The organism is Colwellia marinimaniae (assembly GCF_002207865.1).
In the GTDB taxonomy this organism is placed as follows: Bacteria; Pseudomonadota; Gammaproteobacteria; order Enterobacterales; family Alteromonadaceae; genus Colwellia; species Colwellia marinimaniae.
Window position 1 is genome coordinate 22,502 of the sequence record NZ_BDQM01000019.1, and the last position, 24,303, is coordinate 46,804.

Consider the following 24,303-nt stretch of genomic DNA (forward strand, 5'->3'; position numbering starts at 1 on the left):
CATGTCTCAAGCAAAAAAGGCGTTAACCTTTACTACTCGCCCTGGTCATAGCGTTTCAGGTGATATTATAGTACCTGGCGATAAATCAGTTTCTCATCGCTCAATCATGTTTGGTTCATTAGCCAATGGTACTACCCATATTAAAGGCTTTTTACCGGGTCAAGACTGTTTAGCGACTATGAATTGCTTTAAAGCGATGGGCATAGAAATTGAAGGGCCAGATAGCGATCATAATGTGACTGTTCACGGTAAAGGTTTACATGGTTTATCACAGCCGAAAGAACAGCTTGATATTGGCAACTCAGGTACCTCTATTCGTTTGCTTTCGGGCATCCTAGCTGGACAGCAGTTTAGTTCTTCTATGGCCGGTGATGTATCGTTAAATAAAAGACCTATGGCACGTGTCGTTGAGCCATTACAATTAATGGCTGCTAATATAAGTGCACGTGAAGATGGCACACCACCGGTTGTTTGTCAGGGACTTGCAGAAAATCAAAAGCTCAAAGCTATCGATTATATATTGCCTATGGCTAGCGCTCAGGTGAAGTCTTGCGTTATTTTAGCTGGCATGTATGCAGAAGGTGTTACTAGCGTGATTGAACCTGGCATTACTCGTGATCATACTGAACGTATGTTAACCGCTTTTGGTTACCCTGTTACTGTTGAGAAAAATATCGACGGAGACGAACAAAAAACACGTATTTCTATTGAAGGTGGCCATGAATTGACCGCTTGTGATATTCAAATACCGGGTGATATTTCTTCGGCTACCTTTTTTATGGTTGCTGGCTTAATTGCTAAGTCAGGGCAACTGACGATTCGTAATGTAGGCATGAACCCAACCCGCATCGGTGCTATAAATATTTTAAAAGCAATGCAAGGTGATTTAACCATTATCAATGAACGCATGGCTGGTGGTGAGCCCGTTGCTGATATTGTTGTTAAAGCATCGCAATTACAGGGCATAGATATTAGTGAACGTGATGTGCCGCTCGCTATCGATGAATTTCCAGCAATATTTATTGCCGCAGCCTGTGCTAATGGTACAACGAGATTACGCGGCGCAGAAGAGTTAAGAGTAAAAGAAAGTGATCGTATCCAGGCGATGGCTGACGGCCTTGTTGAACTTGGTATAGAGTGTACTGTTTTTGACGATGGTATTGACATTACCGGTGGGGAAATCGGCTCAGGTACCATTCATAGTCATGATGATCACCGAATCGCCATGTCATTTGCTATTAGTTCATTAAGAGCAACCGGTAGTATTACTATTTTAGATTGTGATAATGTAGCCACCTCTTTTCCTAATTTTGTTAGTTTAGCAAATGAAGTAGGTTTATCCATTACTCAAGCGTAAGTTGGGTGATAATGTTACAAAACAACAGAGTGTTGTCGCGTTAAATTGTTTATAATGCTTTAAAATGAATAACGTACTGTGGCGTAAAGAAAGGAAAACTATATGAATGAAAAATTCCCCATTATTACCATTGATGGTCCAAGTGGTGCAGGTAAGGGGACCGTTGCTCGGATAGTAGCGGATCAATTGGGTTGGCATCTGCTCGATAGTGGTGCTATTTACCGTGTCTTAGCGGTGGCAATTCAGCATCATCAACTCTCCTTAGATGATGAAGAGCCGCTTATCCCTATGGCTGCCCACTTAGATGTGCAATTTGAAATTAATAATCAAGGTGAAGGAACCGTTATTTTAGAAGGCGAGAATGTTACCGATATTATTCGTACCGAAGAAATCGGTGAGTTAGCTTCACAAGTGGCGGCCTTTCCTCGTGTTCGAGAAGCATTATTACGCAGACAACGTGCTTTTAGCGTGAGTCCAGGGCTGGTTGCTGATGGTCGTGATATGGGCACAGTCGTTTTCCCGCAAGCAGAAGTTAAAATATTTCTAACGGCCAGTGCAGAAGAGCGCGCACAAAGACGTTTTAATCAGTTGAAAGAAAAGGGCTTTGATGTTAAAATCGGCCGCCTTTTGGATGATATACGTCAACGAGATGAGCGAGATCAAAACCGTAAGGTGGCGCCGCTTATCCCAGCAGAGGGTGCGTTAATGATTGATTCTACTGATATTTCCATTACGGAAGTGGTCAATAAAATTCTGTCGTTTGCCAATGGCAAGTTAACGTAAAACAACCAGCTTTAAGTTAGCTTAATCATTAATACCTGCTAGCATTAAAGAACTTTTATTTGAAAGCCTACTGTATGGATGCACTGGGCATACTTAACCACCCCATGAAACATTGACGTTGACTGGATTAATAGCTGAGTTATTACAAGTTATGATGGAAAATTTTGCAGAACTTTTTGAAGAAAGTTTAAAAGAAATCGAAACACGCCCTGGTTCAATTATCAAGGGTACAATCGTAGCCATTAACAAAGACAATGTTATTGTTGATGCTGGCCTTAAATCTGAGAGTGTTATCTCAATTGATCAATTTAAAAACGCTGCTGGTGAACTTGAAGTAGTTGTTGGTGATGAAATTGACGTAGCCCTAGATGCAACTGATGATGGTTTCGGTGAAACGATTCTTTCTCGTGAAAAAGCGAAACGTCACGAAGCATGGCAAGTGCTTGAAAAAGCATACGAAGAAAAAGAAACTGTTATCGGTGTTATCAACGGTAAAGTTAAAGGTGGTTTCACTGTTGAAGTTAGCAACATTCGTGCTTTCTTACCAGGTTCATTAGTAGATGTTCGTCCAGTACGTGACACTGCTCACCTTGAAGGTAAAGAATTAGAATTCAAAGTTATTAAGCTTGATCAAAAGCGTAATAACGTAGTTGTTTCACGTCGTGCTGTTATTGAAGCTGAAGGCAGTGCAGAACGTGATGAATTACTTGAATCATTAGCGGAAGGCCAAGAAGTTAAAGGTATCGTTAAGAACCTTACTGACTACGGTGCATTCGTTGATTTAGGCGGCATTGATGGTTTATTACATATCACAGATATGGCTTGGAAACGTGTTAAACACCCAAGTGAAATCGTAAATGTTGGCGATGAAATTCAAGTTAAAGTATTGAAATTTGACCGTGAGCGTACTCGTGTATCTCTAGGTATGAAGCAGTTAGGCGAAGATCCATGGGTAGCAATTGCTAACCGTTACCCAGAAGGTTCTAAACTTTCTGGTCGCGTAACTAACTTAACTGACTACGGTTGTTTTGTTGAAATCCAAGAAGGCGTTGAAGGTTTAGTTCACGTTTCTGAAATGGATTGGACTAACAAAAATATCCACCCATCTAAAGTTGTTAGCTTAGGTGACACAGTTGAAGTGCTAGTATTAGAAATTGACGAAGAACGTCGTCGTATTTCTCTAGGTCTTAAACAGTGTATTGCTAACCCTTGGGAAGAGTTTGCTAAAAACTTCAACAAAGGTGATAAAGTTTCAGGTAAGATCAAGTCAATCACTGACTTTGGTATCTTCATCGGTCTTGACGGCGGCATTGATGGTTTAGTTCACTTATCTGATATTTCATGGGCTGGTGGTGAAGAAGCCGTTCGTGATTATAAGAAAGGTGATGAAATCGACGCTATCGTTTTACAAGTTGACCCAGAACGTGAGCGTATCTCGTTAGGCGTTAAACAAGCTGAAGACGACCCGTTCAATATGTATCTGACAGATAAGAAAAAAGGTGCTATTGTTACTGGTAAGGTAATTGAAGTTGATGCTAAAGGCGCAACTATTGAGTTAGCTGAAAGTGTTGTTGGTTACCTACGTGTTAGCGACATTTCTGTAGACCGTATCGAAGATGCCTCTACAGTAATTAAAGTTGGTGACGACGTTGAAGCTAAGTTTATGGGTGTGGATCGTAAGAATCGTACTATTAGCTTATCTATCAAAGCAAAAGATCAAGCTGACGAACGTGAAGCAATGGATAACCTAAACCAAGTTGAAGAAAGTGGTTTAAGTGCTATGGCTGCAGCGTTTAAAAACGCTAAAAACTAATATTCCTTAAACGGAATTAGTTTTACTTTGCAATGGTGCTGTAATTATTACAGCAAGTGAAAAGAGTATTTATCACTATTGTGGTGATACTCTTTTCTTATTTTAAACGCCATCGGCGGAGCCAACTTTATACGATAAGTAAAGTTGCGCGGTGCTAGGTAAATACTGAGAGGTCGAGCATGACTAAGTCAGAACTTATTGAAAAATTATCCGATAAATTAAGTCATTTATCCGCTAAAGACGTGGAAAAATCAATCAAAGAAATCTTAGAATTAATGGCACAATCTTTATCAAAAGGTGAGCGCATTGAAATTCGAGGTTTTGGGAGTTTTTCATTGCATTATCGCGCACCTAGAGTTGGAAGAAATCCAAAGACCGGTGAATCGGTTGAGTTAAGCGGGAAATACGTTCCTCACTTTAAGCCAGGCAAAGAGTTACGTGAAAGAGTTAATCTTTCTGTAGCATAAATTGCAAAGCTAACTAAAAAATTAGATAATAAACGGCATGTTAACCATGCCGTTTTTTTTTGCAAAATTTAACAAGGCCGATGAAAATGCGATTATATACTACACTCTTTTTTATCTTAGTTTTACTTACCGTAGCATTTATTTTTGGTAGCCAAAACGAGCAATTACTGACCTTAAACTATTTAATTGCGCGCACAGAATTAACTGTGGCTGCCGCGGTGAGTTTATTTACTGGTCTAGGATTTTTCTTAGGTTTATTAGTTACTATTCTTTGGCGTATTGTACGAAAAAGTAAAAAAGCATTCGCGAAAAATAAATCTCAGGAAGTGTAGTGTCATATGACTTAACACTAGACTTCTCTCTTTCTTTATACCACCTGTCTCAAGAGATCAAATGATTGAATTACTCTTTTTATTATTACCCGTTGCTATGGCTTATGGCTGGTTTATGGGGCGTAATAGCATCAAACAAAACCAACAAACAGCAAAACAAGATCTATCGATAAAATACTCTACTGGCTTAAATTACTTACTATCGAACCAGCAAGATAAAGCTATTGATTCATTGCTCGATGCGCTAAAGGTTGAAGATGATAGTGTTGAAGCACATTTTGCTATGGCCAATTTATTTCGTAAACGTGGTGAGTTAGACCGTGCATTAAAAGTTCACGAGCATCTTGTTAGGTTAAATCACCTCCCCACTAAAGATAAACAGCAAGCGGTCTTTGAGTTAGGTAAAGATTTTTTAAGCGCAGGTTTGTATGATCGTGCGGAAACTATGTTTACCAAGTTGTTAAAGTCGAAAGATTATGGGGTAAAATCGTTATCGTATTTATTGAAAATCTTTCAATCAACAAAAGATTGGCAGCATGGCATAGACAGAAAAAAATTAATCGTAAAATATAAAGATAAACGCTTATTGCATACCCTAGCTAACTTTTATTGTGAATTAGCGACCACAGCTTTTGAACAAGATCAATTTATTGAAGTGATTGAATTACTAGAGCAAGCACTGTTACTCGATCCCAATTCATGTCGCGCAAATTGGCTGATGGCTAAAATTTATGAGAGTCATCAGCAATGTGAGTTAGCGGCTAAGTGTTATCAAGCTATTTATCATCAAGATAATGAGTTTTTTCCTGATGTTATTGACCAAATGTTAGCTTGTTATACTCGCTTAGATGCTCTGGAAGAATTCTATAGCTTTATTAAAATGGTTTATGATGAAACGGCAAGCTCAGGGGCGTTAATCTGCTACCTTAGCTATGTAGAGCAAAAACACGGTAAGAAAAAAGCATTAGAATTTATTGTGTCAGCGTTAAAGCGTAGACCGACTATCCGTGGCTTTGAACACTTCGTCAATATGCAAATGACATCGACAGATGGGCCGGTCAGCAATACCGGCTTAGATTTAATTAAAGAATTGATCAGTGAATATTTGAAAATTAAACACAGATATAGCTGCCGTACTTGTGGCTTTAATAGCCAGATTCATTATTGGTCATGTCCATCATGTCATGAGTGGGAGCAATTGAAACCGATCCGCGGGCTCGAAGGCGAATAAACAGCATATTCGTTGCTACTTTCAACTATATTATTGTCAAAAGTACTCACTGACATTCGTCAGCTCCGTGCTTTTTTCTCAATATTGAAGAAACTCGCTTTGAATATCCAGTTTATTAATTTTCTGTTAGTAATATTAAAAGTTAGCAACAAACTAGACCTTCAGGAATTAATTGAAGGCCTTAAGTAAAGAACACAAAGGAAAAATCATGAACGATCCAAAAGTAGTAGTCGCTCTAGACTTTGATAAAAAAGAAGCTGCGTTATCATTTGTTGATAAGATTCAACCCACAGATGCTCGCTTAAAAGTCGGTAAAGAAATGTTTACCTACTTTGGTCCTGAGTTTGTCAAGCAACTGACAGGGAAGGGCTTTGATGTATTTCTCGATTTAAAATTTCATGATATTCCTAATACTGTGGCAAAAGCGGTTACCGCAGCTGCTGATTTAGGTGTCTGGATGGTGAATGTTCATGCTAGTGGTGGTAGCCAAATGATGACTAAAGCTAAGCAGGCATTAGATCATTACGGCAAAGATGCGCCGTTATTAATAGCGGTCACCGTATTAACAAGTATGAGCGAGGATGACCTACGTGGTTTAGGCATTACTAAATCTCCGGCAGAGCAGGTGAGTTTTTTAGCGAATCTAGCCAAACAAAGTGGTTTGCATGGTGTTGTTTGTTCTGCATGGGAAGCTGAGCAATTAAAATTGGATTTAGGTAAAGAATTTAAATTGATAACCCCTGGCATAAGACCGGCAGGCTCGGCGCAAGATGATCAACAGCGGATTATGACGCCAGAGCAAGCAATGAATGTGGGTGTCGACTATTTGGTGATCGGACGCCCCATTACTAAAGCAAAAGATCCACAACTTGTCTTACAACAAATTAATGCTTCCATAAGCTAACGTTATTTTCTGTATTAATAATGCATATTTTTTATAATACTTTATAAAAACAAGACAAAAAAAAGCTAGCTCAATGAATGACCTAGCTTTTTTATACCAGAGTGTTTATTTCACCGGCGTTTATTTTTCGTATTGGTGTATGAAGGCAACTAAATCGAGTACCTTGTTTGAATAACCAATTTCATTATCGTACCAAGCAATAACTTTAACAAAGGTATCGGTTAAAGAAATACCTGCTGTCGCATCAAATATTGATGTACAGGTTGCACCGATAAAATCATTCGAGACCACAGCATCTTCAGTGTAATCTAAAATACCTTTTAGCTCACCTTCTGCAGCCGCGCTCATGGCTTGACAAATTTCTGCGTAAGTGGCTGGTTTTTTCAAGTTTACCGTTAAATCAACTACCGATACATTCGGGGTTGGTACACGAAATGCCATACCGGTTAACTTACCATTTAACTCAGGAATAACTTTACCAACCGCTTTTGCCGCACCCGTTGATGACGGGATGATATTTTGACTGGCACCACGACCACCGCGCCAATCTTTAGCTGAAGGGCTATCTACTGTTTTTTGCGTCGCGGTGGTCGCATGTACTGTGGTCATCAGGCCATGTTCGATGCCCCAATTATCATGCAATACTTTAGCGATAGGCGCTAAACAGTTAGTGGTACAAGAGGCATTTGAAACAATATCTTGCCCGTCATAGGTGTCTAAGTTAACACCACAAACAAACATAGGGGTATCATCTTTTGACGGTGCACTTAAGACCACTTGCTTGGCACCGGCAGTAATGTGTTTGCGCGCTGTTTCATCGGTTAGGAATAAACCAGTAGATTCAACCACAACATCTACATCAATTTCATTCCATTTTAAATCTTCAGGGTTACGCTCAGCGGTGACACGAATTACTTTATCATTTACCACTAACTGCCCGTCAATTACATCAACAGTGCCCTGAAAACGGCCATGAGTTGAATCATATTTCAACATATAGGCCATGTATTCGATATCCATCAAATCGTTGATACCAACAATTTCAATGTCATCACGTACTGCGGCTGCTCTAAATACAAAACGGCCAATACGGCCAAAACCATTAATACCAACTTTAATTTTCATGGAGAACCTCTTAACTTCATTATGTAGTAAAATTACACCATTTTGAGATTATTACAAGCTAAACATAGCTTTTTTGACTTAATATTTCATATTTAGCCTGTTGTTTTGTTTTAATTACAAAACTTTGTATTTACAGCTTAATTAATTGCGTATTTTGTACAATACTTTAGAAATAGCATGATAGAATGCGCAAAATTTTGAAGAATAGTTGCGAGCCAAGACTCCCGACCTTATTTGGCAGAGGAAAAATATTTATGACACAAGATAAATTTTTGTGTGACATTGGCTTTATTGGCCTAGGTGTTATGGGTAAAAATCTGGTGCTTAATTTAGCAGATAATGGCTACAATATTGCAGCATTTGATTTAAGTGATGAAAAGGTTCAAGCCCTTATTGCTCAAGATGAAATTGAGAACACTACCGGCACTCCACGTGTGTATGGCTGCTCCTCTTATACTGAATTATTGTCGCAACTTAAAGCTCCTCACCTTATTGTCTTAAGTGTTCCTGCGGGGGATCCGGTTGACCAAATCTGTGAAAACCTTATTGGTGCGGGTATTCAGCCAGACGATATCATTATTGATACCGGTAACAGCTTATGGCTTGATACCGTTGCTAGAGAAAAAAAGTACAAGAGTAATTTCTTGTTGTTTTCTTCGGCAGTATCCGGGGGCGAAGTTGGCGCACGTTTTGGTCCATCATTAATGCCAAGTGGCTCTCCTTATGCTTGGGCTCGTGTTAAACCAATTTGGGAAGCTATTGCCGCTAAAGTTGATAAGAAAACGGGTAAACCTATCGAGCGTACTCAACCTGGGCAAGTTATCACTGATGGTGAGCCTTGTACTACTTATATTGGTCCAGCGGGAGCAGGCCATTACGTTAAAATGGTGCACAACGGTATTGAATATGCGGATATGCAAATAATTTGTGAAGCCTATCACGTATTAAAATCGGCGTTACGTTTAACGTGCGATGAAATTGCTGATATATTTTCCCAGTGGAATAAGGGTCCATTAGACAGTTATTTATTGGAAATATCGGTCGAAGTATTACGCCATAAAACCAAGGATACTAATACTCCCTTGGTTGAGTTGATTCTAGATAAAGCGGGGCAAAAAGGCACTGGGCTTTGGACGGCAATGAGTAGCTTAGAATTGGGTTGTCCAGCACCTACCATAGCTCAAGCGGTTTATGCTCGCTCTATTTCATCATTTAAAGAGCTACGAACTCAGGCATCAGCATTGCTCACTGGCCCACAACAGACAGCTTTACCTGCAGCAGAGCAGCAAGAAATTATTGAGCAATTACATGATGCCATGTACTGCGCTAAAATTTGTGCTTATGCCCAAGGTTTCCAGTTAATGAAACTTGCCGGCAAAGAGCATGGTTGGACCTTAGATTTTGCCAGTATTGCTAAAATTTGGCGTGCGGGTTGCATCATTCGAGCCGCATTCTTGCAGTCGATAACCAATGCTTATCAGCAAAATGAGCATTTAGATAATTTAATGCTAGATGATTTCTTTATTAAGCAACTAAATGAGCGACAATTAAACTGGCGCAAAGCGATATGTTTTGCAACTATGCAGGGTGTACCTATAGGGGCCTTGTCGTCTTCACTTGCTTATTATGATTCAATGCGATGTGAAACATTACCCGCTAATTTGTTGCAAGCTCAGCGAGATTTTTTTGGTGCTCATACTTTTGAGCGAATTGATAAAACGCCGGGTAAAAAATATCATGTGCAGTGGTCAACCAAGGACAGAGAAACTGTCGTTGTTGATAGCTAAGGGTTCAAATTATGACAAATAATGATGATTATAAAAATAAACTCACCGATGATGCTTATAAAGTATGTCGGTTAGCGGCTACTGAACAGCCCTTTAGTGGTATTTATAATGATCACTGGCAGCAGGGCACATATCATTGTGCCTGCTGTGAGCAAGCTTTATTTACCAGTGAAAGTAAGTTTGATACCGGCTGTGGCTGGCCTAGCTTCTTTGCCAGTATTGAAAAACAAGTGCTATATAAAACGGATAGCTCAAATGGCATGCAACGGGTAGAGATTCAGTGCCAAAACTGTTTATCTCATCTTGGGCATGTCTTTGACGATGGCCCGAAACCTACGGGTAAACGTTATTGCGTTAACTCACTTAGCTTAAACTTTCAGCCTACATAAGCGGTAACAGCAATGTTGCTTAGTCGTATATAGCACTATCGCTGCCCCCTTAACCAGGTACTTACCCAGATTAATAACTTGGGCTAGTAAATTGTCCCGCGGTAATTTTAGCAAAGGTAGTGCGCGCGACTTTATCAAGAAACTTTGCATCTAGGCTTTTAGCTTGTTGATAGTTCTTAAGGTTAGCTTCTATCCTCTGGTCGGGCTTATCTTGTAATAACTGGTATATCCGTAACCATATATATGCTTGCTTATATTGCTTCTTCTGCGTGAATATCGTGGCTAGGGTCTGTAATATTTCAGCAGGCAGTTCAGTGCCAGGTTGATGAAGTTCAAGGGCACGGTATAACAAGCCCAAGGTTTTATTGCGGTCTCGTTTTATATAATAGGTGGCTAAATGCAGTTGTGCCGTTGAGTTTTCAAGTATCGGTGTGCCTTCTAGTTTTAAAAACTCGGCTAGGGCCAAGGTATTTCCTTCCCGGGACCAGTGATAATAAAGCAGGTGTGGGTGCTTAGCCTGAGCACTTTGTTCGGTTAGTAATGATAAATTCGCTTGAGCTTTTATTAAATTATCTTTTCTTAGCGTGGTTTTTTCTTTTAATTTGATGTGTTGGATTTGAGAAGCCAGTGACATACATTTAATATACCCCTCATAAGCAACAAGTAAGCTGTATTTATCAACATCAAGGTTTTTATCTTTGACATTAATTCGTGCAAAAATGACTTGGTTTCGTTGGGTTTTACACCAGCTATCTTGGCCAAAATCATTACATATATCTTCATTTTCCTTACACAATTGCATCAAGGTAACACTGCTGTCACAGGCATTAAGAGTTAGCACTAAAATGAGGGGCCAGCATTTGCTAACCGAGGGAAATCGTAACTGTATTATTTTTCGAAAAGCAATCATAAAAACACCAAAAAGATTTTTGTAACCGGTAGAGAAATAATTCATACTGAATTACAATACGCCCGTGAGTATAACCCAACTAGCTATTATCGATTCTAGAACACTATGATAATAGCCTATTGTTTAATTGACTGAAATAAAAGGTTTAAGTAATGACTTCTCATCTTGAGGAAAAATATCAAGCAAGCTGGCAAGAGCGTCAAACGTTCGCAGAAAATATGCAACCCCTTATTGGACAGTTGTATCGTAATAAAGGCATTGAAATTTCAGTGTACGGTCGCCAGTTATTAAATGCGTCTCCTATTGATATTATTAAAGCACATAAGTCTGTTGCTCTACATGAAGCAAGCAAATTACGTTTACGTGAAAGTTTCCCTTTTGTTGAAGCCATTAGCAAAATGGAACTAGCACCTGCTCGCATTGATGTCGGTAAACTAGCCTATAGTTATTTATACCTTGGTAAAGCCAATGACCTATCGATTGAACAATACTTAGAGAAAGAGTTATCAGTAGAAAGTCGTGAAAACACCGGTCAAAAAAGCCAAGACGTAGTGCTTTATGGTTTTGGTCGAATTGGTCGCTTGTTAGCGCGTTTATTAATTGAGCGTGCCGGACCAAATGCGACACTAAACCTTCGTGCTATCGTTTTACGTCCCAGTAAAGGCGCCGATGATCTAGAAAAACGTGCGAGTTTACTCCGTCGTGATTCCGTTCATGGTGCTTTTAATGGCAGCATTACTATTGATAAAGAAAATAATGTCATTAAAGCCAACGGTGCCTTTATCAAAGTGATTTATGCCAATTCACCGGCTGAAATCGATTACACTGCATATGGTATTAATAACGCCTTAGTTGTTGATAATACCGGTATCTGGACGGATGAAGAAGGTTTAGGGCAACATCTTAAATCTAAAGGTGTTGGTAAAGTATTACTAACAGCACCGGCTAAAGGTGATATTAAAAACATCGTTTATGGTGTTAACCACGATATGATATTAGCTTCAGATAAAATTATTTCTGCTGCTAGTTGTACAACGAATGCGATTACCCCGGTATTAAAAGCGATTAATGATGAATACGGTATTCGCAATGGCCATGTGGAAACTATCCACTCATATACCAACGATCAAAACTTGATTGATAATTACCATCCAGCACCACGTCGTGGTCGCAGTGCGCCTTTAAATATGGTTATCAGCACTACGGGTGCAGCTAAAGCGGTGGCTAAAGCATTACCTGAGCTGAAAGGTTTATTAACGGGTAACGCAATTCGAGTGCCAACGCCAAATGTTTCCATGGCTATCTTGAACTTGAACCTGAAAAAATCAACGGATAAAGCAGCGTTAAATGATTACTTACGTAATATTTCATTGAACTCGCCTTTACAAAACCAAATTGATTATACCGCTTCGACCGAAATCGTTTCTAGCGATTTAGTTGGCTCACGTTATGCGGGTGTTGTTGATTCACAAGCAACAATTGTTGAGGGTGATCGTGCGGTATTATACATTTGGTATGACAATGAGTTTGGTTATAGCTGTCAAGTATTGCAAGTTATGCTTGAAATGTCAGGAATTACGGTACCTAGCTTACCGCATAAATAAATTCACTTAATAAACATAAGTGAATAAAAAAAGCGCATATTATATAATAATATGCGCTTTTTTGTTTTAGTAGTCGTTATTTTTTAGTGGCTGGTAATAACAACTCACTTAATACCAAATTGATTAAGTTCTTTCCCACTCAGCGAGAATTAAAAGGCTTAGAGACAAGGCATTGATTGAAGAGAATGGTTACTCCCTTCTCCAAATCAATAACGCTGTGTGTAAGCCTTTTAAACTCGCCCTCGGGAGCTTACTCGATGACCACTAACTTCGTTAAATTCATTTGATTTAGAGTGACTAAACCGAAACGAATTTACCTTGTTATTGAACATCGAGCATAACTCTGAGTTGGGAAGAAATTTAATCAAATTGGTATAATACTTATGTTTTTCAGCGGTCGGCCGATAAATGTTTATTGCTAATTAATACACAAGGGGGATTTATGTCTATCAGCTTAGGTCAAAATAATTCTGTTGCTGCGCAATCTAACTTTGGTGCTGAATTTCTCACTGCAGCAGTAGCTAAAAGCCAGCAAGAATTAGAGGGACAAATGGTATTACAGCTTATTCAATCAGCCAATATAAATAATGTGCCCGCGCCTATGGGCAATAGTGGTTTTCAAGTCAATATTAAGGTGTAAAGCCTTTATCTTATGGCCCTGACTTACCAAGGGTATTTGTCAAACTAGGTGTCGCTTAAATACAACGAGCAGGTTTAGGTAATCCTGCATATTTTGTTGCTTGTTTAGCGGGTCCCTCAGGAAATAACTTATACAAATAACGACTGCTAGCCTTTTCTGCACCAAACTCTGCTTTCATCGCTTTGGTGAGTGCCCTAATAGCAGGAGAGGTGTTATAGGTGAGATAAAACTCTCTGACAAAGTTAATCACTTCCCAATGGGCATCCGTTAGCTCAAAATTATCATGATTTGCCATAACCAAGGCTAATTCTTTTTGCCACAACTGATGATCAAGTAAATATCCGTGTTTATCTGTTGGAATAATTTTGTCTTGAAAAATTAATGCTATTGCCATGTGATCACTTTATTATGGGTAAAGGTTAATTCAACAACATCGCTAATTTCAATGGTGTTGACCGCTGTTATGATTTCAATGGCTCTTGCCTGTGCATGACTGGCGATAATATTGATATTAACCGAGCCTACTCGTTTGATTAAGCTATCCATCAACGAGTGTTTAAGGTTATAACAGCCATCATCCATCAATACTACGGAGTCTCGATGGTCTAGCACACTTAAACATTGGGCAAAGTCATTGCTAGCAAAAGCGGATTGTCGTATTAAATGTAAAGTACTCATGTTCGTTTCCTTAAATAAAAGCTCTTAAATATAAAGCCTTAAAACCTCAGTACATGTTGGTGGCGGTTAAGCGCTAAACCAAATTCAATACTCGATAATACTTGTACATCATCAATATGAAAATCTTCATCGAGTTGACGACTGGCTAATGACGGCTGGCAAACGTATATGTCTTCAATATCATAGAACTCAAAAGCCGAAAACGTTTTTAAATAATCTTTAATGCCAAGCAAGCTGCCGTCTTGCTTATCCATCAGTTGATAAACACCATCACCTTGAAAGAATAACGAAACCTTTTGTTCAAATGCAGCAAAAATTAACGCAACATCAAGGGCATCTTTACCATGGCTACTACTAAAAGGCGCTTTACTGTTAATGATTGCCAGAACACTTTCTTGTGGCGATGCAGAGGAGTTTTGCTCTATTGAGGTCATTAAAATTGTACCAAGCGCGATGCTTTTGTTGTTAACTCAACTAATTCACCTAAACCTGAGACGGTAAAGGCTTTATTTATTTTGTCATTATCTATGGCATCACAAGCTATACCACGTTTTTCTGCTGCAGTAATGCAAATATGTAGTGGTAATTGATACTGTTTTTGCAGTCGTTGCCAGTGTTCAATAGCCTGGTATTCATCACTAGCAATGCTAATATTTTCATTCGCATGCATTACGCCATCTTGGTAAAAGAACACGCCAATAACGTTGATGCCAGCGACTAATGCCGCCTCGACATACGTTAACGCGGTAATCGTTAGGTGGCTATAGGGGGGAGTAGTTATTACTACAGCAAGAGTTTTCACAACACATCCATCATAAAAAATAAATCAAAAAAAAGCCCCGCAATTGCGAGGCTTTTATTATAAATGATTATAAAGCTTTTTCAGCTAAATTTTTAGTATTAACTAATCATCGTTGTTTAATACGCCTAATAACATAAGTAAGTGGACAAAAATGTTATAGATGCTTAAGTATAAAGAAATAGTGGCACGAATGTAGTTACGCTCACCACCATTAATAATACGGCTAGTATCATATAAGATTAAGCCTGACATAATCATAATGATTGCTGCACTAATCGCTAAAGAAAGCGCTGGAATTTGAAAGAAGAAATTAGCAACCATTGCCACCAATGCCACAACCATACCGACCATTAAGAAGCCGCCCATAAATGAGAAGTCTTTTTTACTGGTTAGTGCATAACCTGAAAGCGCAAAAAATATTAATGCTGTACCACCAAGTGCTTGCATGATTAACGCGCCGCCACCCGGCATTGCCGCGTAAGAACTTAACATTGGCCCTAAAGAAGCACCCATTAAACCGGTGAACGCAAAAATCCAATAAATACCACTGGCAGAATCTGCTTTTTTGTTAACAACAAACATTAAACCAAAAGCCACTAACGTCATAACAAGCGCAGCACCGGATGGTAGGTTCATCGCCATGGAAATGCCTGCTGTTACGGCACTGAACCCTAGTGTCATTGATAACAACATATAAGTATTTTTCAATACTTTATTAATTTCTAGCGCCGTACTTTGACTCGCCGTTTGAAAACTCATATTAGATTGCATAAAACTTCCTTAAGAATTTAATTCTATTTACTTGTTATAAGCTAAGATAAGGTCATTTTAGATAAGTTCAAGTTTTTATTATTTATATAACTGTATAACCGACTTACGCTAACTTGCTGCCTTATGACATATTATGGCATGGTGATTTTTAAAATACTATGCTTTGCTTTGTTTAACAGTGGCAATAAGTTGTTTTTTTTTGTAACAAAGGATAACCCTTTTACCTATGCATTGCTTAAGGTGCTAAACAAAAGGGCGTTAGTTAACACTGTTGCCAGTTTAGTCCTAAAGTTTTATAACTGTCGATAATCTCTTGTTTTCTTTTACAGTCATTACTGTGATCGTTAATCAAACCTGAGGCTTGTAAATGAGCATATAGAGTGGTTGAACCGACAAATTTGAAGCCCCGCTTTTTTAAATCCTTACTTAAATTATCCGAAATAGGGGAGGTGGCCGGATAATCACTCAATTGCTGTAAATTACTGACTTGTACCTTGTTATCGACAAATGCCCAAATGTAGTTAATAAAACTACCAAATTCCTTTTGTATGGCAATAAAACATTTAGCGTTATTAACGGTGGCGGCAATTTTCCCTGGTGACGAATAATACTGGCATCGAGCACTAGACGTTGTTCATCCGCCAAAGTAAATAAAGCGACTTTATTAACATCAAAGTTTGCAAAGGCTTTTCTGTAGCCATCACGTCGCTTTAATATGGTATACCAACTTAAACCCGCCTGAGCTGATTCAAGTACAAGGTATTCAAACATCTTATCATCATCAAGAACAGGAACCCCCCATTCTTCATCATGGTATTTAACATAGTCTAGCTTCGTTGTGTCTAACCAAGGGCAACGGCAGGTATTTTCAGCTGTCATTGGGACATTCCTTCTTTGATGTTAATTAAATTGCTGGAAAAAAAAGCAAGCTGGTTGTTTTTTTAGCAAACAAACTTAAAACAAGCATAAATACTAAAATAGTGCTTTACAAGCCATTGGAGAGACTTTAATATTCGCCTCGTTCTCAAGCAAGCATTGTTTTATCAGCTTATTTGTTAACTTCAGGTGAGATGGCTGAGTGGTCGAAAGCACCGGTCTTGAAAACCGGCGAGGGTTTGTAGCCCTCCTAGAGTTCAAATCTCTATCTCACCGCCACATTCTAAGAAACCGCAACTTTAACGAGTTGCGGTTTTTTGCATTATGACGTTAAAAAAAACAAGGGTTTGTAGCGCAGCACCTACGACGTAGAGTTTAAATTTCAATCTCACTGCCACATTTAGAAAAACCCGTTAATCGAAAGGTTAACGGGTTTTTTGCTTTTACAATGTTTAAAAGTAGCAAAGGGTTTGTAGCGCAGCACCTACGACATAGAGTTCAAATTTCTATCTCACCGCCACATTTAGAAAAGCCCGTTAATCGAAAGATTAACGGGCTTTTTGCTTTTACAATGTTTAAAAGTAGCAAAGGGTTTGTAGCGCAGCACCCACGACGTAGAGTTCAAATTTCAATCTGACCGCCACATTTAGAAAAACCCGTTAATCGAAAGGTTAACGGGTTTTTTGCATTTAAAGTGTTTAAAAGTAGGCAAAGGGTTTGTAGCGCAGCACCCACGACATAGAGTTTAAATCTGGATTCACCGCTACTGTTTAAAACTTGTCGATTCTCGTTTGACCAATCTTGGTATATGCTTGCAGTTTACGTCACTAGTGTTTGTAGGTCGCTTGGCAGTTAGCTCAAGCCCGATATTGGCGGCTTGCATGGCCATTTCTTCAATGGGGTAATTGAGGGTACTCAATTTTGGTCTAGAATACCTTGACAGTAACACATCATCAAAACCGAGTACTGAAATATCAGATGGCACTTTAAAACCATTATCTTCTAAGGTCGAAATTGCCCCTATTGCCATGGCATCGTTATAAACAAACAAGGCAGAAAAATGCTTGCCAGAGGCGAGTAGCTTTTGCGTGGCCATTTCCCCACCTTGCAGGGTCGGCTCGCCATATTCAATCAGGCTTTCTTCAATATCGGCACCAGCCGATTGTAATTCGCTTTGAAAGCCTTGTAGACGCAGTAGTGGGTCGTCTATTTGATGTTTACTGGATATGCAGGCAAAGCTTTGATGATTTAAAGCTAATAAATGCCGAGCGGCGATTTTACCACCTTCTAGATTATCTAACCAAACACAACGGTGAGCTATTGCTTCAATATAGCGATCAATCAGTACTAAGCCAGGGACGTTATTGGCTAACTCAATTAAGGTTTCATCCGATAATTTTTTGCTATGCACCACCATGACCTCACAGCGCCTTTCAATCAGTAAATTGATGGCCTGCATTTCTGTTGCTGCACTAACTAGTCCGGTACTTAATAATAATTGCATGTTTTTTTTGCGGGCTACTTGTTCAACACCATGAGCTAATGAGGCAAAAAACGGGTCGACTAGCTCAGGAATAACCACACCTATCGTGGTACTTTTTTGTGTGACTAAGGCTCTAGCATTAGCATTAGGGCTGTAGTTTAACTCTTTCACCACCTTTAATACATTTTCAATAGTCTTTTGACTGACTTTTGGACCCTTGTTTAATACGCGTGAAACGGATGCCACTGAAACACCAGCGCTGCGAGCTACGTCTTTTATTGTTGCCATAGGGTAAATGTTTACATTGTTGGATTTAGTTAAATACTCAGTAAATATACACTAATTAATGGCCTATCATCAATATTATCCTTAATGAAATTTTACCTTGCAGATAAAAGGGTAAACGTTTACCCTTGGGTTAAAGTTTTCACTTATGGACTTTGAAAAATATTATGACGGTAGAATTTGACCCAACGGAACACCCGCACAGAAGATATAACCCACTTATTGATGAATGGGTGTTGGTTTCTCCTCACCGAGCAAAGCGGCCTTGGCAAGGGCAGATAGAAAAGCTTGATGAACAGCAAAAGCCTGCCTATGACCAAGAATGCTTTTTATGTCCGGGTAATACTCGCATCAATGGTGAAGTTAACGATGACTATAAATATACCTTTGTTTTTACTAATGATTTTGCCGCGATAAAAAAAGACACTCCAATCGTGAGTAGTGATGATCCACTTTTTAAAATGGCGACAGAGCAGGGCGAAAGTCGTGTTATCTGTTTTTCACCGGATCATAGTAAAACCTTGCCGGAGTTATCAATAGCGGAAATTTCTCATATTGTTGATACTTGGCAAAGTCAATGTCAAGAATTAGGGCAAAGCTATACCAGCGTGCAGATCTTTGAAAATAAAGGCAGTATTATGGGTTGCTCTAACCCACATCCCCATGGACAAATTTGGGCGCAACAGCAACTACCGACCTTGGTGATGAAAAAGCACAAGGCACAGTTGGCCTACTTTGAGCAACATGGCAGCAATTTATTGCAAGACTATGTAAACAGAGAAGTCGAAAATAAAGAACGTATTGTGGTGAAAAATGATGATTGGCTAGTGGTAGTACCTTATTGGGCCGCATGGCCGTTTGAAACTTTACTACTACCACGCTTTTCCGTGGCACGTATAACTGAGCTAAATGCCGCGCAAAAGTTATCTCTGGCTGATATTCTTAAAAAAATCACCATCAAGTATGACAATTTATTCAATTGTTCATTTCCTTATTCTATGGGTTGGCACGGTGCGCCTTTTGATGGCCAACAACATGATGAATGGACTCTACATGCCAGTTTCTTCCCGCCACTATTAAGGTCGGCCACGGTGCGTAAATTTATGGTCGGTTATGAAATGATGGCTGAAGCGCAACGAGATATTACGGCAGAGCAAGCAGCCCAAAAATTGCGTGATTTGCCAAATATTCATTATAAGGCGGCAAGTGAATGACTCAAGTGAATATTGAACTACAAGAACTTGCCCTACAATTATTTCAACAGCAATTTCAACGCTCAGCTGAGCTTGTTTGTCATGCCCCTGGCCGAGTCAATTTAATTGGCGATCATACCGATTACAATGATGGTTTTGTTCTGCCCGCCGCTATTAATTACGGCACTACCATTGCTGCATCAGCTCGCGAAGATAAGGTCATTAAAGTTTATGCTCATGATTGTGAACAACAAACTAATGAATTTAATTTGACTGAGATAGTGTTTGATCAACAGATGATGTGGAGTAATTATGTTAGAGGTACATTACAAGCATTAATGAAAAAGTACCCTGAAATTAATGGCGCAAACTTAGTGGTTACCGGAAATGTACCACAAGGTGCTGGTTTAAGCTCTTCTGCCAGTTTTGAGATTGCTATCTTAAAAGCCTTTAGCCAGCTTTATCAATTAGATTTAAATGGTGTTAATGCCGCGCTTATTGGCCAACAAGCGGAGAATAATTTTGTTGGTTGTAACTGCGGCATTATGGATCAACTTATCTCAGCCCTGGGACAGCAAGGGCATGCCATGTTACTTGATTGCAAAGATTTATCGTTTGAAAATGCGCCTATTCCAGATGATTTAACGCTGTTTATCGTAAATTCCAAGGTAAAACGTGGCTTGGTAGACAGTGCCTATAACTTAAGGCGTCAGCAATGTGAACAAGTTGCCAAGTACTTTGGTGTTTCTGCCCTACGGGAGGTCACCATAGAGCAACTTAATTCAGCCAAAGAGCAACTTGAGCCGGTATTGTTCAAGCGCGCCCGTCATGTGATCAGTGAAAATTCTCGAGCGCTTGCTACTTTCAAGGCGCTTAAAAATAATGATATGGCAACAATCAGTGTCGCGATGAGAGCGTCTCATATTTCTTTGCGTGATGATTTTGAAGTCACTACCAAGGAAATGGATGGCTTAGTTGACATGATTGATGGTGTCTTAGGCTCAAAAGGCGGCGTGCGCATGACCGGCGGTGGTTTTGGTGGCTGTGTGGTCGCTTTAGTGCCAACGGCTTTGGTCGAACAGGTAAAGCAGGTTGTCAACAACAACTATGAGAAGGAATTTGGTTTAAAGCCGAGTATATATTACTGTACGGCGACACAAGGTGCATTTAGATAATTGCTAAAGTTAGAATTGAATAAAGCTAACATTTTATAAAAATAAAATATAATAAAAATTAATAAAAACAAATAATTACAATTAAAAGTAAAAGGGGAGATATATGGAATTTACCAACAAATTGGGCACGATAGATAGCACCATCTTTATTGTCTATGTCATAGGACTGTTGTGCCTAGCGTTATGGATTTCTCGCAATGAGAAGGCCGAGGGAGCGAATACCGAAGATTATTTTTTAGCCAGTAAATCCTTGCCTTGGTGGGCTATCGGCGCTTCTTTAATCGCTGCCAATATTTCCGCTGAACAAATTATCGGCATGTCAGGCTCGGGTTACGCCATCGGTTTAGCGATTGCTTCCTACGAGTGGATGGCTGCTATTACCTTGGTGTTAGTCGGTAAATATATGCTGCCTATTTTCCTGAAAAATGAAATATTTACCATGCCGCAATATCTTGAACAACGCTTTGATAACAAGGTAAAAACGACCATGGCCATTTTTTGGCTGGCGGTCTACACCTTTGTTAACTTAACGGCGGTGTTATGGTTAGGCGGCATGGCTATTGAAACCGTGGCGGGCGTCGATTGGATGTTCGGCATGATATTTTTAGCGGTATTCTCGGTTGCTTATTCTTTATATGGTGGTTTGAAAGCGGTGGCTTTTACCGACATCTTACAAGTGGTGTTATTAGTCTTGGGCGGCCTGTTACTAAGTTACTTGGCCTTAGATGCGGTTGCTGATGGTCAAGGGGTCTTAGTTGGTTTTGGCATACTGACCGAGCAAATGCCAGAGCATTTTGATATGATCTTAAGCCCAGAAAATGAACATTATATGAGCCTGCCGGGCATCTCGGTGTTAATTGGCGGCATGTGGGTGATGAATTTTAGTTATTGGGGCTTTAACCAGTATATTATTCAGCGCGCCTTGGCCGCTAAAGACCTGAAAGAAGCGCAAAAAGGCATTGCTTTTGCGGCCTATCTTAAATTGCTGATGCCGATTGTTGTGGTTTTGCCCGGCATTGCCGCGGTTGTACTTTATCCTACCTTAACCACACCAGACCAAGCTTATCCATCGATGATGGCAATGTTGCCTGTCGGTATTAAAGGTTTAGTCTTTGCCGCCTTAGTCGCTGCGATAGTGTCATCGCTGGCATCAATGACTAACAGTATTTCTACCATCTTTACCATGGATATTTATAGCCAATTTAAACCTAATGAAAGCCAACGTCATTATGTGCATATCGGCCGTATTGCCGCGTTAGTCTCATTGTGTATCGCCTTAATCGTCGCTCAGCCATTATTGGGTGAATTTGACCAAGCGTTCCAATACATCCAAGAATTTACGGGTTTCTTTACCCCTGGCATAGTAGTGATATTTGTTTTGGGCATGTTCTGGAAAAGAGCTACCTCAATGGGCGCTTTATCGGCCGCCTTAGGCTCGGCAGTATTTTCATTAATACTTAAGTTTGCTTGGCCTGAACTACCGTTTATGGATCGTGTTGGCTTAGTGTTCTTACTGTGTTTAGCGCTTTGTTACTTTGTTTCTATGGCAGGTAAACCGCCAACGGAAGATAGCAGTGTTGATTTATCACAAGTGAGTTTTGCTACCACTAAGTCTTTTAATGTCGCCGCAGTAGGTGTGGTACTTATTCTTACCGCTTTATACGCCACTTGGTGGTAAGCGTGAAAAGCTCTTATGCTACCACTGATGGTAGCGGATAACGTGGTTATTAACAGGTGATGGATTTAGCCAAATGCAGTGTTCCGGCTGTAGCTTGGTTAAATCGTCATAGTGAATTTACGGTGTTTCAGCCATCCAATTTTAAGTGTCGCCTAGAACAGCAGGAGATCTTGCTGTATTTTGGGCGAAGGCTATAAAAGTTCAGAACATGATGATGGATATCTGGCGTTGGCAGTCAAACAACTTTAAAGGGACTGTAGCTTAATGCTCCCCATGGCAAGAGAAGTGATAACAAAAGTGGAAACCGAATTGGCAACAGTAACATTGACCAATGACTTTGGCATGTCAGTTGAAATTATGAATTTTGGTGCCCGAATTAAGTCAATTAAGTTTCCCGTTAACGCTAAAGCCACGGAAATGATATTGGGCTATGCCTCGGCTAGCGATTACTTAACCGATGAGTTTTATTTAGGGGCAACTTGTGGTCGAGTCTGTAATCGTATTGCCGGTGGTAAGTTTGAGCTTGCTGGTCGTCAAGTTCAGTTAGCCTTAAATGATGGTGACAACTGTTTACACGGCGGACCCGATAATTTTTCCGTGCGTTATTGGCAAGTAGATAAAGAAACAGTCACTGCTTCTGCGGTGACATTATTGCTTATTTCCCCTAATGGCGATCAAGGTTTTCCAGGAAAACTTGAGTTGTCTGTTACTTATCAGTTAAGTGCTGACAATAAACTGACTATAGCGTACTCGGCCAATACTGATTCAGCTACGCCAATAAATTTGACTAACCATGCTTATTTCAATTTGGGTGAAAAAGATTGCCAATCACTCTATTTACAAATGATGTCATCGGCATTACTTGAAACTGATTCAGCCAATATACCTACGGGTAATATTATCTCGGTAGCAGAGACAGATTATAACTTTAGAGAGCCTGCAGCTATTGGCCATCGACAACAGCATACTGAAGATGAATCCCTTAAAACAAAAAACGGTTATGATCACTGTTTTATTTTGGATAACACGCCGTTTGAACAGCCTAAAGCAATTCTTACTTCATTAAAAAATCAAATAAGTGTGTCTGTTTATACCGACCAAGCAACGATACAGCTTTATACGGGCTTTTACTTAACTGGCAAATTTAGCTCGTACCAAGGTTTATGTTTAGAAGCGCAAAACTATACCGATGCGGACAATCATAAACATTTCCCCAGTAATATATTGATGCCAAAGCAACAATATCAGCGGAAAATTATTTATAAATTTGAGTCGATAAATTAGCTGAGCTGTTATTTGACAGACAAAGATAAAATCTATTAATAGTTTTACCAATATTATTAACCCTTAATTTGCTCTTATTGGCCTGTAGCTGAGTTTTTTATTCGGAATTAATCAGTTAGCTAATGGATTATTATGATTTAGGGCTGGTCTTGAAAACCGACGAGGGTTGGTAGTGCAGCAGCCACGACGTAGAGTTTAAATCTGGATTCACCGCCACATATAGAAAAACCGCTAATCGAAAGGTTAGCGGTTTATGTGGACGATCTGTTTATCCTAAACCATGTTAAAAACGTTTTAGCTAAATATGTTATCTCGGGGTAGCCATACAGCTTCTTAGCCAAGCATTAGCACTATGGTTATCATAGAAAAAGCGATGCTCTACGCCGGCCTCAGTGTAAGCTTTTTTGCAAATGTCATGAGTGGTTGACGGAGTAAGGCTATGCTGCAAGTTGATGGCGACAGCACGTACTTGCACTGTTTTTAAATAGTTGGTGAAGTATGCCATCGCTTCAGGTGTTGCTAGTGCCTCATCGCGAAGTATGACTAAGCCAGTATAGTTATTCATATTTAGCTGTGGTATAAGTTTCGCTAATTTTTCCGCCATAAGTTCAAAAAACTCAGTATTGCAAGGTCCTGAAATATCCATAGAAACTAGGTCATTATCCAGCTGTATATCGATACTTCCGTGTGGAATAAAGTGAGACTTTAGCATGCGTTGCTCGGATAGAATTTAGAA

24 protein-coding genes, 1 tRNA gene and 1 pseudogene are annotated in these 24,303 nt (G+C 39.6%); 16 read left to right on the forward strand and 10 right to left on the reverse strand.

The genetic code is table 11. The features are described 5' to 3' along the window. Nucleotide 1 precedes the first annotated feature (1 nt). The 7 genes from aroA (at nt 2) to pyrF (ending at nt 6,887) form a co-directional block, all read left to right on the forward strand. The gene (gene aroA / locus MTCD1_RS11800) at nt 2–1,357 is read left to right on the forward strand and encodes a 3-phosphoshikimate 1-carboxyvinyltransferase (RefSeq protein ID WP_057181089.1); all 1,356 of its coding nucleotides are present in this window, start codon (nt 2–4) and stop codon (nt 1,355–1,357) included. Nucleotides 1,358–1,459: 102 nt separating this feature from the next. Continuing rightward, the gene (cmk, locus tag MTCD1_RS11805; RefSeq protein ID WP_057181088.1) at nt 1,460–2,140 is read left to right on the forward strand and encodes a (d)CMP kinase; all 681 of its coding nucleotides are present in this window, start codon (nt 1,460–1,462) and stop codon (nt 2,138–2,140) included. A gap of 151 nt (nt 2,141–2,291) precedes the next feature. After that, nucleotides 2,292–3,953 (forward strand): 30S ribosomal protein S1, encoded by a 1,662-nt coding sequence (gene rpsA / locus MTCD1_RS11810; protein WP_057181336.1) that lies wholly within the window; start codon nt 2,292–2,294, stop codon nt 3,951–3,953. Between the two features lie 179 nt (nt 3,954–4,132). Next, on the forward strand, nt 4,133–4,420 hold the full coding sequence (gene ihfB, locus MTCD1_RS11815; protein ID WP_057181087.1) for an integration host factor subunit beta: 288 nt from the start codon (nt 4,133–4,135) through the stop codon (nt 4,418–4,420). Nucleotides 4,421–4,506: 86 nt separating this feature from the next. Further along, a complete protein-coding gene (locus tag MTCD1_RS11820; RefSeq protein ID WP_231733032.1) occupies nt 4,507–4,752 on the forward strand; it encodes a lipopolysaccharide assembly protein LapA domain-containing protein in 246 nt (81 codons plus the stop codon). A 61-nt stretch (nt 4,753–4,813) separates the two neighbouring features. Further along, complete coding sequence (lapB, locus tag MTCD1_RS11825; RefSeq protein WP_057181085.1) at nt 4,814–5,983, forward strand: lipopolysaccharide assembly protein LapB; 1,170 nt, start codon at nt 4,814–4,816, stop codon at nt 5,981–5,983. Between the two features lie 208 nt (nt 5,984–6,191). After that, complete coding sequence (pyrF, locus tag MTCD1_RS11830; protein WP_057181084.1) at nt 6,192–6,887, forward strand: orotidine-5'-phosphate decarboxylase; 696 nt, start codon at nt 6,192–6,194, stop codon at nt 6,885–6,887. Between the two features lie 120 nt (nt 6,888–7,007). Here pyrF and gap read toward each other — a convergent pair whose 3' ends face one another. After that, the gene (gene gap, locus MTCD1_RS11835; protein ID WP_057181083.1) at nt 7,008–8,012 is read right to left on the reverse strand and encodes a type I glyceraldehyde-3-phosphate dehydrogenase; all 1,005 of its coding nucleotides are present in this window, start codon (nt 8,010–8,012) and stop codon (nt 7,008–7,010) included. Nucleotides 8,013–8,266: 254 nt separating this feature from the next. On the opposite strand from gap, the gene gnd reads away from it, so the two are divergent. Together gnd and msrB are read left to right on the forward strand one after the other, a co-directional pair. Next, nucleotides 8,267–9,799 carry an NADP-dependent phosphogluconate dehydrogenase gene (gene gnd, locus MTCD1_RS11840; RefSeq protein ID WP_057181082.1) on the forward strand — a complete coding sequence of 511 codons (1,533 nt, stop codon included), beginning with the start codon at nt 8,267–8,269 and terminating at the stop codon, nt 9,797–9,799. Between the two features lie 11 nt (nt 9,800–9,810). Further along, on the forward strand, nt 9,811–10,188 hold the full coding sequence (msrB, locus tag MTCD1_RS11845) for a peptide-methionine (R)-S-oxide reductase MsrB (protein WP_057181081.1): 378 nt from the start codon (nt 9,811–9,813) through the stop codon (nt 10,186–10,188). A gap of 70 nt (nt 10,189–10,258) precedes the next feature. Here msrB and MTCD1_RS11850 read toward each other — a convergent pair whose 3' ends face one another. Further along, entirely contained in the window at nt 10,259–11,143 is an 885-nt protein-coding gene (locus tag MTCD1_RS11850; RefSeq protein WP_231733031.1) for a DUF2989 domain-containing protein, read from the reverse strand. A 107-nt stretch (nt 11,144–11,250) separates the two neighbouring features. Between MTCD1_RS11850 and MTCD1_RS11855 the strand changes: the two genes are divergently transcribed. Beyond that, nucleotides 11,251–12,702 carry a glyceraldehyde-3-phosphate dehydrogenase gene (locus MTCD1_RS11855; protein ID WP_057181079.1) on the forward strand — a complete coding sequence of 484 codons (1,452 nt, stop codon included), beginning with the start codon at nt 11,251–11,253 and terminating at the stop codon, nt 12,700–12,702. A gap of 442 nt (nt 12,703–13,144) precedes the next feature. Then, nucleotides 13,145–13,342 (forward strand): hypothetical protein, encoded by a 198-nt coding sequence (locus tag MTCD1_RS11860; protein WP_057181078.1) that lies wholly within the window; start codon nt 13,145–13,147, stop codon nt 13,340–13,342. A 55-nt stretch (nt 13,343–13,397) separates the two neighbouring features. Here MTCD1_RS11860 and MTCD1_RS11865 read toward each other — a convergent pair whose 3' ends face one another. The 6 genes and pseudogenes from MTCD1_RS11865 to MTCD1_RS11890 form a co-directional block, all read right to left on the reverse strand. Further along, a complete protein-coding gene (locus MTCD1_RS11865) occupies nt 13,398–13,736 on the reverse strand; it encodes a TusE/DsrC/DsvC family sulfur relay protein (protein ID WP_057181077.1) in 339 nt (112 codons plus the stop codon). Then, nucleotides 13,727–14,020, reverse strand: coding sequence for a sulfurtransferase complex subunit TusB (gene tusB / locus MTCD1_RS11870; RefSeq protein WP_057181076.1), 294 nt, complete (start codon nt 14,018–14,020; stop codon nt 13,727–13,729). The genes MTCD1_RS11865 and tusB overlap by 10 nt, the downstream gene beginning before the upstream one ends. 38 nt (nt 14,021–14,058) lie before the next feature. Further along, complete coding sequence (gene tusC / locus MTCD1_RS11875) at nt 14,059–14,454, reverse strand: sulfurtransferase complex subunit TusC (RefSeq protein ID WP_057181075.1); 396 nt, start codon at nt 14,452–14,454, stop codon at nt 14,059–14,061. Beyond that, on the reverse strand, nt 14,454–14,822 hold the full coding sequence (tusD, locus tag MTCD1_RS11880) for a sulfurtransferase complex subunit TusD (RefSeq protein ID WP_057181074.1): 369 nt from the start codon (nt 14,820–14,822) through the stop codon (nt 14,454–14,456). Before tusD ends, tusC begins: the two co-directional genes overlap by 1 nt. Before the next feature lie 102 nt (nt 14,823–14,924). Next, complete coding sequence (locus MTCD1_RS11885) at nt 14,925–15,593, reverse strand: Bax inhibitor-1/YccA family protein (RefSeq protein WP_057181073.1); 669 nt, start codon at nt 15,591–15,593, stop codon at nt 14,925–14,927. A gap of 262 nt (nt 15,594–15,855) precedes the next feature. Continuing rightward, nucleotides 15,856–16,472 (reverse strand): annotated as a pseudogene (locus tag MTCD1_RS11890) (DNA-3-methyladenine glycosylase I). 185 nt (nt 16,473–16,657) lie between these two features. Between MTCD1_RS11890 and MTCD1_RS11895 the strand changes: the two are divergent. Then, nucleotides 16,658–16,748, forward strand: a tRNA-Ser gene (locus MTCD1_RS11895). A gap of 484 nt (nt 16,749–17,232) precedes the next feature. Here MTCD1_RS11895 and MTCD1_RS11900 read toward each other — a convergent pair. Beyond that, complete coding sequence (locus tag MTCD1_RS11900; protein ID WP_057181072.1) at nt 17,233–18,240, reverse strand: LacI family DNA-binding transcriptional regulator; 1,008 nt, start codon at nt 18,238–18,240, stop codon at nt 17,233–17,235. A 164-nt stretch (nt 18,241–18,404) separates the two neighbouring features. Between MTCD1_RS11900 and MTCD1_RS11905 the strand changes: the two genes are divergently transcribed. From MTCD1_RS11905 to MTCD1_RS11920, 4 genes are all read left to right on the forward strand, one after another. Next, the gene (locus tag MTCD1_RS11905) at nt 18,405–19,451 is read left to right on the forward strand and encodes a UDP-glucose--hexose-1-phosphate uridylyltransferase (RefSeq protein ID WP_057181071.1); all 1,047 of its coding nucleotides are present in this window, start codon (nt 18,405–18,407) and stop codon (nt 19,449–19,451) included. Continuing rightward, nucleotides 19,448–20,605, forward strand: a complete 1,158-nt coding sequence (gene galK, locus MTCD1_RS11910) for a galactokinase (protein WP_197410275.1) — start codon at nt 19,448–19,450, stop codon at nt 20,603–20,605. The genes MTCD1_RS11905 and galK overlap by 4 nt, the downstream gene beginning before the upstream one ends. A gap of 103 nt (nt 20,606–20,708) precedes the next feature. After that, nucleotides 20,709–22,283 (forward strand): sodium/sugar symporter, encoded by a 1,575-nt coding sequence (locus MTCD1_RS11915; protein ID WP_057181070.1) that lies wholly within the window; start codon nt 20,709–20,711, stop codon nt 22,281–22,283. A gap of 264 nt (nt 22,284–22,547) precedes the next feature. After that, nucleotides 22,548–23,567 (forward strand): aldose epimerase family protein, encoded by a 1,020-nt coding sequence (locus tag MTCD1_RS11920; RefSeq protein WP_057181069.1) that lies wholly within the window; start codon nt 22,548–22,550, stop codon nt 23,565–23,567. A 307-nt stretch (nt 23,568–23,874) separates the two neighbouring features. Here MTCD1_RS11920 and MTCD1_RS11925 read toward each other — a convergent pair whose 3' ends face one another. Next, nucleotides 23,875–24,279: a hypothetical protein gene (locus MTCD1_RS11925; RefSeq protein WP_143760116.1), complete on the reverse strand. Its 405-nt coding sequence runs from the start codon at nt 24,277–24,279 to the stop codon at nt 23,875–23,877. Nucleotides 24,280–24,303: the final 24 nt, after the last annotated feature.